Annotated in this window: 9 protein-coding genes; 5 read left to right on the top strand and 4 right to left on the bottom strand. The window is 71.1% G+C overall.

The features are described from left to right. Positions 1 to 200: 200 nt before the first annotated feature. Both ABT063_RS51290 and ABT063_RS51295 read right to left on the bottom strand, forming a co-directional pair. Positions 201 to 548 carry a hypothetical protein gene (locus ABT063_RS51290; protein ID WP_351069134.1) on the bottom strand — a complete coding sequence of 116 codons (348 nt, stop codon included), beginning with the start codon at positions 546 to 548 and terminating at the stop codon, positions 201 to 203. Further along, on the bottom strand, positions 545 to 1,294 hold the full coding sequence (locus tag ABT063_RS51295; RefSeq protein ID WP_351069136.1) for a PIG-L deacetylase family protein: 750 nt from the start codon (positions 1,292 to 1,294) through the stop codon (positions 545 to 547). Before ABT063_RS51295 ends, ABT063_RS51290 begins: the two co-directional genes overlap by 4 nt. Positions 1,295 to 1,413: 119 nt before the next feature. On the opposite strand from ABT063_RS51295, the gene ABT063_RS51300 reads away from it, so the two are divergent. Then, positions 1,414 to 1,752 carry an FCD domain-containing protein gene (locus tag ABT063_RS51300; RefSeq protein WP_351069137.1) on the top strand — a complete coding sequence of 113 codons (339 nt, stop codon included), beginning with the start codon at positions 1,414 to 1,416 and terminating at the stop codon, positions 1,750 to 1,752. 169 nt (positions 1,753 to 1,921) lie between these two features. Here ABT063_RS51300 and ABT063_RS51305 read toward each other — a convergent pair whose 3' ends face one another. Further along, positions 1,922 to 3,562: an AMP-binding protein gene (locus tag ABT063_RS51305; RefSeq protein WP_351069139.1), complete on the bottom strand. Its 1,641-nt coding sequence runs from the start codon at positions 3,560 to 3,562 to the stop codon at positions 1,922 to 1,924. A gap of 369 nt (positions 3,563 to 3,931) precedes the next feature. On the opposite strand from ABT063_RS51305, the gene ABT063_RS51310 reads away from it, so the two are divergent. The 3 genes from ABT063_RS51310 (at position 3,932) to ABT063_RS51320 (ending at position 7,273) form a co-directional block, all read left to right on the top strand. Next, the gene (locus ABT063_RS51310; protein ID WP_351069140.1) at positions 3,932 to 5,584 is read left to right on the top strand and encodes a sensor histidine kinase; all 1,653 of its coding nucleotides are present in this window, start codon (positions 3,932 to 3,934) and stop codon (positions 5,582 to 5,584) included. Beyond that, a complete protein-coding gene (locus ABT063_RS51315; protein WP_351069150.1) occupies positions 5,581 to 6,219 on the top strand; it encodes a response regulator in 639 nt (212 codons plus the stop codon). The genes ABT063_RS51310 and ABT063_RS51315 overlap by 4 nt, the downstream gene beginning before the upstream one ends. Before the next feature lie 142 nt (positions 6,220 to 6,361). Beyond that, complete coding sequence (locus ABT063_RS51320) at positions 6,362 to 7,273, top strand: SDR family NAD(P)-dependent oxidoreductase (RefSeq protein WP_351069142.1); 912 nt, start codon at positions 6,362 to 6,364, stop codon at positions 7,271 to 7,273. Positions 7,274 to 7,326: 53 nt separating this feature from the next. Here the strand turns inward: ABT063_RS51320 and ABT063_RS51325 are convergent, their stop codons facing one another. Then, the gene (locus ABT063_RS51325) at positions 7,327 to 8,118 is read right to left on the bottom strand and encodes an IclR family transcriptional regulator domain-containing protein (protein WP_351069144.1); all 792 of its coding nucleotides are present in this window, start codon (positions 8,116 to 8,118) and stop codon (positions 7,327 to 7,329) included. 233 nt (positions 8,119 to 8,351) lie between these two features. Between ABT063_RS51325 and ABT063_RS51330 the strand changes: the two genes are divergently transcribed. Continuing rightward, positions 8,352 to 9,836 carry an aldehyde dehydrogenase family protein gene (locus ABT063_RS51330; protein ID WP_351069147.1) on the top strand — a complete coding sequence of 495 codons (1,485 nt, stop codon included), beginning with the start codon at positions 8,352 to 8,354 and terminating at the stop codon, positions 9,834 to 9,836. Positions 9,837 to 9,896: the final 60 nt, after the last annotated feature.

Genomic DNA, 9,896 nt, shown 5'->3' on the forward strand with positions numbered 1-9,896 from the left:
ACCACGGTGACGGTGCCCTCGGACATGTCCGGGGCGGCGGCTGCAGGGCTCGTCACGTTCGTCATCTCCTCGGCACGGTCGGCAGGGATCACTTCAGCCGCGCTCGGCGGCGGCACGAACGACGCTAGCCACCAGGGAATGCCCAGGTCATCGCTCGAATGACCGGACCGGGGCGGCGCATGGTCGTGGCCGGGACTACGTCATCCGTCGCGCGGGCCGGGCACCGCGGCATCCCTGTCGAGCCGCGGAGCCTGGTCGAGATGGATCCGCACCTGGCGGTCGTCCTCGTTCCAGAGGGCTTCCACGACGGCATGCAGCCGCAGGACGTCGATGCGCCACATCGGTACGCCGTAACGGTCGTCGCGCGTGAGCGCGCCCTCGGGGACGGCGTCGGCCAGCAGGCCCCGGCGGTCGGAAGGCCGGGCCGTTCGGTTCGTCTCGTCGGTCTCGTCGGTCTCGTCCGCGAACTGCACGTAGAGGGACGTGTCACGGAAGGGAACCCAGATGTGCGTGGCCCCACGGCCACCCGTCCCGCTCCGTGCCGTCATGCCAGGACACCCGTCGTCTGCGGGTAGAGCCGCACGTACGCCTCGCCCATGGTCCCGTGCGAGAGGCCGAGGTTGGGTCCGGCGTTGCGCTTCAGCTGGACGCCGCGCCGCTTGGCGAGGTCGGTGTAGTAGTCCCACATGTGCTGCTGCGCGGCCAGGCACTCCATCGCCTTGCGCTTCCTGTCGAAGACCGAGGTGATGTCCAGCAGGACGTTCGGCTTGAAGTCGCACTGCTCCGGCTGGTGCGGCTCGAAGAAGAACACCGGGGGAGCGCCGAGGGGTTCACCGGGCGCGTCGTAGCCGACCGCCTGGGCGAGCACGCGTGCCTGGAGCGCCATGCGGGCGGCGGCCGGATGGTCGCCGTTGTAGGGGTCGGCGAGGGTGTGGGTGAGGACGACCGCGGGGTTCACCTCCCGGTACACGCGCACGATGCGGTCCACCAACTCCGGTGTCTCCAGCAGCGGGTAGTCCCCGGCGTCCAGGAACTCGATCTCGGCACCCAGGGCGGCCGCGGCGTTCGTGGCCTCGGTGCGGCGCAGTTCCTTGATCTCGTCCAGGCGCAGGCCGTCGCGCCAGGCGCGGGCGGACTCGCCGCGCTCACCGAAGCTCAGGCACAGCACCTTCGCGCGCTGACCGCGTTCGGCGGCCAGCGCGATGGCGCCGCCGGCCCGCCAGACGAAGTCGCCGGCGTGCGCGCTGATCACCAGCAGCGCGCCTTCGGACGGAGTGGAGGTGTCGGAGGTCATCAGGACTCCTTGGGTCGGTGGTCGGGCGGTGCGGGGCCGGATGTGGGCCGAAGACGGCCGGGGCGGGTCCGCGGGCGTGCCGGGTCGGAGATCTCGAGTGTCGGCCGAAGTCCCATGCAATGGCACGGAGTTGGCAGAAAGAGGGCGGGACGAAGCAGGTCAGGCAAGCCGAGTACAGCGACCTCAACGCCCGTCTGCACGGCTGCGTACGCGACATCTCCGGCCACGAGACGGCCGAGCAGGTCCTCGAACGGCTGCGGGCCCAGGCGGTCCGGCACCAGTTCGTGCTCTCCCTGGCGCCGGGCCGGGCCCATGTCTCGCTGCCCCAGCACCAGCGGATCATCGCGGCGATCGTCACCAAGGACCCGGCAGCGGCCGAAGCGGCCATGCGGGACCATGTGGCCAGTGTGGCGGAGGCACTGCGGACGCTCGAAGACCGCCAGGAACGCGCGAGCTGAGACCTGCTGCGGCGGCAGGCCACGGCGGACCCGCGGCCCCCGAAGTGCCCTGCCGTCCTCCGGGAGCGGGAACGAGGCGTACGCCTCCTGCGGACCGGCGCTGCCGCCGGAACGCCGCGTGGACCGCGCGGCGGCACCACCGCCGATCAGGGCTTCTTGCACCCGGCTGTCACACTCCGTCGCCCGCGTCGGACTCCTGGACGGTTTTCCTGGCCCAGGCGACTTCGAGCTTGCCGGTCGGGGTTCGGGGCAGGACGTCCGTCAGGACCACGGAGCGTGGCACCTTGTAGCCGGCGAGGCTCTGCCGAACCCAGTCGCGCAGCTCCTCGCCGGTGGCGGTCGTGTCCGCCCGGACCGCCACGACGGCGGCGACCCGCTCGCCCCAGGTCTCGTCGGGGACGCCGACGACGACACAGTCGGTCACACCGGGGTGGGAGAGCAGGACGTTCTCCACTTCCTGCGGGTGCACCTTCTCCCCGCCTGTGTTGATCACGCCCGAGCCGCGGCCGAGGAACCGGATCGCGCCGTCGGCCTCAAGACGGGCGAGATCACCGGGGATCGCGTACCGGACCCCGTCGATGGTGCGGAACGTCGTCGCGCTCTTCTCGGCGTCCTTGTAGTAGCCGAGCGGCATGGGCCCGCAGTAGGCGAGCTTCCCGACGTCGTCGCTGCCGGGTTCGACGAACCGGTCGTCGTCGCGGATCACCCTTGTCGCGGGCACGGGGAAGAAGCGGGCGGGCAGGTCTTGCAGCGAGGAGGTGATCGCGAAGGCGAACGGCCCCCCCTCGCTCGACGCGATGGCGTCGATGACCGTGACCTCGGCGCGCTCGTGCAGGTGTCTCTTGAGTACGTCGCTGAGAGCTGTGCCGGAGCTGAGGACCCTGCGCACGGAGCGCAGGTCGTGCGGCGTTCCCGTCTGTTCCGCGTGCACGAGCTCGTCGACGAGCGGCCGGCACACGGCGTTGCCCGCGACGATGATCGTCTCGACCCGCTGCTCGGCGACCGTGTGCCAGACGTGCTCCGGGTCGAGTCCGCCCTGCCGTGCGGTGACCGCCCGGCCGCCCACCATCAGGGCACCCATGGTGTTGAACAGGCCGGTGGCGTGCATCAGCGGCACGACGGGCAGGGTGGTTGGCGCACGGCCTTCGCGGTGTGCCTCGACCGCGATGGCCACGGCCTCGTCGAGCGTCGCAGGGAGCTCGGTGACGCCGAGCGGATGGAAGATCGGGACGACCAGGGAGTGCAGCAGATCGCTCTGCCGCCACACCACGCCCTTCGGCTTGCCGGTGGTCCCTCCGGTGTACATGAACAGCCGGTCCGATCCGGGACGCGGTCGCGGCTCACGCGGTTCGTGCGCCGCCAGCAGCTCCTCCAGCTCGGGTACGACGGGCCCGGCCGGGCCGTCGGCAGGCTCAGCGCCGTCCCTCACCAGCAGCTTCAGCGTGCGTACGTGACCGGCGGCGTGCGTGACCCGGCCTGCCAGGGCGCCGCTGAAGACGACCGCGGCCGCGTCGGCGTCGGTGAGGAGTTCGGAGAGTTCCTCGCCGGTGTAGCGGTAGTTGGCGTTCACCGGGACGGCACCGAGCTTGAAGGCGGCGAAGACCGTCTCCAGGTAGGTGGCGCCGTTGTACAGGTAGCAGGCCACGGTGTCGCCCTCGCCGACCCCGGCCTCCTCCAGCGCGGCGGCCAGCCGTGACGCACGCTCGTCGAACTCACGGTAGGTGGTCTCACGACCGGGCTCCGTGATGGCGACGGCATCGGGCAGCGCATGGCACACCGCCTCCCAGATCGTGCCGATGGACACGTCCACGTCTCGGACCTCCTCGTCCTCGATGGCTCGCGCGACCGCATGACCGAGCAGGCCGCTCGTGCGGCCCCGCGGACCCTTCGGGGGAGTAGCGGTCCGCGGGGCGCTCTTCCAACCTAGGCAGTGCCTTCACCAGGGGGAACGCGAGCATTGACTGAACCTGACCGGCGCTTCGTCCCGCCGATGAACAGGTCGAATGACGTAGGAGGCCCCGAATCCGCCGGGCTACGATGCTGTGGCCGGCCGCGAGTCGGCTTCTCCCCGGGCCGACCGACGCCGGCCGCGAAGGCACCCGGTTCCACGGCCGTGCCCGCCTGGCACAACGGCCCTCCGGGAGCAGGTTCTTCGCTCGTCGAGATGAGGAGATCGGTCATGTCCGCGTCGCCGCTCGTGGGGTGGGACGAGGTCGCCGCCGCCGCGCCGGACGGCCTCGCCATTCTGGACTGCGCGGGCCGGTTCGTACGGCTGAACCCGGCGGCCGCCGTGCTGCTGGAGGCGGAGACGGAGGGCGAGCTGATCGGTGGGCCGTCCCCGTTCACGCTGGTGGAGGGGGCCGGCGCATGCCGGGCGGGGCTGCTGGCGGCCCGATCGGACGAGCAGGTGGCCCACTGGGAACCCGCCTGCGGACCCCGCCGCGAGTTCGCCTACCGGACCCGCACCCTGCCGACCGACCCGAAATTCACGGTGGTGTCGTTCCGGGACGTCACCGACGAACGGCATCGGCAGCGCAGGATCGCGGCGATCGCCCAGACGTCGATCGCACTGGCCTCGGAGGGCTCGCTCGGCTCGACACTGGACGCCGTGGCTCAGCAGATTGTCCAGGCGGACGGCCTGGCAGGCGTGCAGATCCTCATCCTGGACAGCACCGGCCGGGAACTGCGGCTGATGGGTTCCGCGGGGCTGCGGCACTGGGACGGGTTCCTGGACCGTCTGCTGGAGTGCCGTGACCGTGGCGCCCGGCTGTGCATGCTGGACACCCTGCGGGAGCGCAGGCCGATCGTCGTCCCGCACCGGTGGGCCCAGATCCTCGAGGACCCCGCCTGGGAACCGCTGCACGCGTATCTCGGGGAGCTGAACTGGGACTCCTTCGTCAGTGTGCCGTTGATGGCGCGTGGTCGTCCCGAAGGGGTGCTGAACGCCTACTTCGCCCCCGGCCAGGAGATCGGCAGTCGGACACTGGAGTTCCTCGCCGCCATGGCGGAACAGGCCGCCCTCGCCGTCGACCACGCCATGCTGCTCCAGAGGGAGCGTGAGGGTGCCCGCCGCAACGAGCGTCAGCGCCTTGCCCGCGACCTGCACGACTCGATCGTGCAGCAGGTGTTCTCCATCGGCATGCAGGCCAACGCCGTGGGAGTGCTGGGTGCGCGGGACGAAGCGGTTCCCGCGCAGGCGGTCCAGAACTTCGCGGACGAGGTCGGGGCCCTCTCGCGAACCGTCCTCGCCGACCTGAGGGCCATGGTGCACGAACTGCGTCCGTCCTCCTCCCTCCGGCTCGGGCTGGAGGACGCGGTGACCACGCTCGTCAAGAGCACCGAGAACCGGACGGGTCTCAGCATCCGGCTGGTGTGCGGGCGGGAGGTGGACGCGGTCGAACCGGAACTGGCCGAGGACATGTACCGGATCGTCGCGGAGGCCATCCACAATGTGGTCAAGCACGCCGAGGCCACCACCGTCACCATCCGCCTCGGCGTACGCGACCACACACTGACCGCCGGAATCCGCGACGACGGCCGCGGACTTGCGGCCTCCGGCGGACGACGGGCCGCGCCGGACAGCGAAGGCCGGAAGGCCGGTGCCGACTGGCACCACGGCTACGGACTGACGACCATGCGGGAAAGGGCGGAGCGATGGGGCGGCACCATGAGGATCAGATCCGGCGCGAGGAGCGGTACGACCGTACGGGTCGTCGTACCCCTTCCGGTACGAGTGCCCCAGGCGCCGCCCGCGGACTCGGAGCACGCCCCGAACGCCCCGTCGGCAGTCCCGCTTCGAGAGACGGAGAACCCCGCCCGGTCCGGGTCCTGATCGTCGACGACCACGCCGTCGTACGCCGCGGAATCCGCGCCTACCTCGAGGTCCTGGACGACATGGAGGTGGCCGCGGAGGCCGCCGACGGCCAGGAGGCGCTCACCCGGCTGGACTCCATGGCCGCGCACCGGGAACTGCCGGACGTGGTGCTGATCGACCTGCTCATGCCCAAGATGGACGGGGCGACGGCGATCGGAGTGATCAAGCAGCGTCACCCCGGTCTCCAGGTCGTGGTGCTCACCAGCTTCGGCGAGATGGAACGCGTTCACGCGGCGCTCGCGCAGGGGGCCGCCGGCTACCTGCTCAAGGACGCCGACGCGGGTGAGGTGGTCGCCGCGATCCGCGCGGCTGCCCGGGGCGAGGTCTTCCTCGACCCCGCGGTGGCCAGGGGACTCACCCAGGAGATCGTTTCGCCCCCGACCGGGCTCGCCTCGCTCACCGGCCGGGAACGCGATGTCCTCGTCCTGGTCGCCGAGGGGCGGTCGAACCAGCAGATCGCCGACGAGCTGGTGATCAGTGAGCGCACCGCCCGCACCCACGTGAGCAACGTCCTGCGCAAACTCCGGCTCACCTCCCGGACCCAGGCCGCGTTGCTCGCGGTGCGGCAAGGGCTGGTGCCACCGAGGGGGTGACCGCCGTGCCGACCGCGACGGATGTCCCGGAACGGCCGGGACACAGGTCGGCCGCAGGTGCCGTCATCAGCCCGATCCTCACGGGCCCTGGGCTTTTTACGCTCAGGTGGTCGCCGTACCGACCCCAGCTCAGGAGGACAGCATGCTCGACGGCAAAGTCGCCATTGTCACAGGTGCGGGCCGAGGCCTGGGGCGTGCCTACGCCCGCGCCATGGCGGCGGCGGGTGCCGCCGTCGTCGTGAACGATCTGGACGCCGACGTGGCCACGGAGACGGTCGACCTGATCACGGACACGGGCGGAGCAGCTGTCGCACATGTCGGTGCTGTCGGCGGCGCCGAGTTCGCCGACGGGCTGGTCGGGCGCGCGGTCGACGAGTTCGGGCGGCTCGATGTGATGGTCACCAACGCCGGCGCACTGCGCGACAGGACCCTGCGCAACACCACAGACGACGACTTCGACCTCGTCGTCACCAGCCATCTGCGCGGGACGTTCACCTGCGGCCGTGCGGCGGCGGCCCGCTTCCGGGAGCAGGGCGAGGGCGGTCGTCTCATCCTGGTGGGGTCACCGGCGGGGCAGCGCGCGAGCTTCGGCCAGACCGCGTACTCGGCGTCCAAGGGCGCGATCGTCGCGATGACGCGCACCTGGGCACTCGAACTCGCGAAGATCGATGTCACCGTCAACGCCGTCGTGCCGACCGCGCTGACCCGCATGGTGGCGACCATGCCTCGGGTCGGTGACCTCGTGGCGAAGGTCGACGCGGGGGAGTCCGTTCCCGACGCCGTCCGGCGGCAGGGACTGGGGTCGCCGGACGACGTGGCGCCGATGATCGTGTATCTGGCGTCGAAGGAGTCGGCCCACGTCACCGGACAGGCCATCGCGGCGGGAGGCGACCGGATCGCCCTGTGGACGCATCCCGGTGAGGTCGAGGAGCGGTTCCGGCAGGGCGGCTGGACCGCCGGATCGGTCGCTGAACTCTTCGCCGGCGCCTATGCGGACCGGCTCCAGGACTTCAGGCCCACGCCCCTGGATCTGGCAGCCCTTGAAGAAGCGTGACGCGACCGCAGCCCCTCTTTCGGCCCTCAGGTCCGTGCAGGGGCAGGGGCTCCTCAGGTCTGCGGCACCGCGGCGACGCGGGCGTAATCCGCGCTGATGTCTCCCGCGGTCTGCAACAGCGGCGGCAGATGCTCCTCGACGAGCCGCTCGACCGAGGTCTCGGCCGCGTGGCAGTTGACGTTGAGGGCGGCGATGACCCGGCCGGAGCCGTCCCGCAGCGGGGCCGCGATCGACCGGATGCCGGGCGCCAGCTGTTCGTCGGTCAGCGCCCACCCGCGGGCCCGCACCTCCCGCAGGACCGCGTCGCGTTCCTCCCGGTCGGGCTGCCAGCACGGTGTCAGCCCCGCGCGCGACGGTTCGGCGAGCACCTGTTCCAGCTCAGTGGCGGGCAGGGCCGCGAGCAGCACCTTTCCCAGGGAGGTCGGCAGTGCCGGGAACCGCGTTCCGATCTGCACCGACAGGGTTACGAGCTTGGGGACGGCCACCCGGGCGACGTAGATGATGTCCGATCCGTCGAGCTGGGCCACGGAGCACGACTCGTTGGTCCGTTCCACCAGCCGCTCCATGTGGGGCCGTGCGATGTCCCACAGGCCCATGGAGCGTACGTAGGCGACGCCGAGTTCGAGCACCCGGGGGGTCAGCGCGAACCCCGCCTCGCACGAGCGGACGTAGCCGAGTTCCTCCAGGGTGAGCAGGATCCTGCGGGCGGTCGGCCTGGCGAGTCCGGTGGCGCCGGCGACCTGGGACAGCGACATGTGCGGTTGCCCGGGCCGGAACGCGGCGATGACCTCCAGTCCCCGGGCCAGCGCCTCGATGAAATCCGGTCCTGTTCCCTGGCGTGGCACGTGACTCCTCGGCTGCGGTCGGGCTGCGGTCTGCGACCACCCTAGTCATGCTGTCCGCGATGCGGACAGGGGTGTTCCCGTGACTTGTGTGGGCTCCCGCCTGTCGAGGGGTTGACACTCCCGTCGCCCGAAGCGACGCTGAGCCATCCTGTTGTCCGCTGAACGGACGACTGTCCGATTATCTCGCCGACGGTCGCGAACGACGGGGCACATCTCATCCTTTGGAGAGTCGCATGTCCGAAAAACTCGTAACAGCAGGAGAGGGAGCCCGGGCGGCGGACCCCGTCCGGACCGGACTGCTCATCGACGGCAAGACCGTCGAGACCGACGACTGGACAGCCGTCCACGATCCCGCCGCTCCCGACCGGATCGTGGGCCACGCCGCCGCGGCGACCCCCGACCAGGCCCGCGCGGCGGTGGCGGCCGCGGACGCGGCGTTCCCCGCATGGGCCGCGATGCCCGCCCGCCGACGAGCGGAGATCATCGGCCAGGCGCTCACCCTGCTCGACGGCAGTGAGGCCGAGCGGGCGGCCCTGATGACCCGCGAGAACGGCAAGATCTCCTTCGAGAGCCAGATAGAGATGAGCGTCTTCGTCGCCCGCACCCGCGCGGCGATCGACCTGGCCGACTCCCTCGACCAGGTACGGCGCCTCGACGGCCCGCCGCTGACCTCACACATCCACCGGCTCCCCATGGGCGTGGTCACCGTCATCGTGCCGTTCAACTGGCCGATCGCGATCCTCGGAGCGAGCCTGCCGTACGCGCTGCTGGCCGGGAACACGGCCGTGGTCAAGCCCCCGCCCACCGTGCCGCTGGCCATGGTGCGCACGCTGGAGCTGTTCGCCGCGGGGCTCCCCGCCGGAGTGCTGAACGTCGTGACCGGCAGCAACGAGGCGGTCTCCCCGCTGCTCACCGATCCCCGCGTCCGGAAGATCGTGTTCACGGGCAGCACGGCCGCTGGCAAGAACATCATGGCCGCCGCCGCACAGAACCTCGCCTCGGTGACGCTCGAACTCGGCGGCAACGACCCCGCGCTCGTCCTCGACGACGCCGTACTCGACCAGGAACACATCGGACGGCTCGTCCAGGGCGCCTTCCTGACGAGCGGCCAGGTCTGCATGGCCGTCAAACGGGTGTACGTCCACCGCTCCCGTTACGACGAACTCGTCGACGCACTCGCCACCGCCCTCGGTACCCAGCGCGTGGGCCCAGGAGACGACCCCGCCTCCACCATGGGCCCCCTCAACAGCGCCGCCCAGCGCGACAAGGTCACCGCCATGCTGGCCGAGGCGGCCGACGCCGGAGCCGGGATCCGCGAACTGGGCACCCTGGCCCCCGGCGCCGCCACCTCGGGAGGGCACTTCCTGCGCCCCGCGCTCGTCCTCGACCCGGACCCCGGCCTGCGGATCGTCACCGAGGAGCAGTTCGGCCCCGCCCTGCCGATCCTGCCCTTCGACGACGTCGACTCCGTGGTGGAGCGGGTCAACAACGACTGGTCGGGACTGTGCTCCTCGGTCTGGAGCGGCGATTCCGCCCGCGCGGCCGCCCTCGCGGAACGGCTGCGCACCGGCACCACCTGGATCAACCACGCCAACGCCGTCGCCTGCGACGACCGGGCTCCCTTCGGCGGCTTCCGCCAGAGCGGCATCGGACGCGAGATGGGCCCGGAGGGCCTGCTCTCCTTCACCGAAGCGCACACCATCACGACACACGGATAGAAACGGCAAGAACGGCCAAGAACGGCCAAGAACGGCTGGGCCCCGCCCGCTTCGAGCGGA

Source organism: Streptomyces sp. NPDC002838 (assembly GCF_040295365.1).
Taxonomy (GTDB): domain Bacteria; phylum Actinomycetota; class Actinomycetes; order Streptomycetales; family Streptomycetaceae; genus Streptomyces.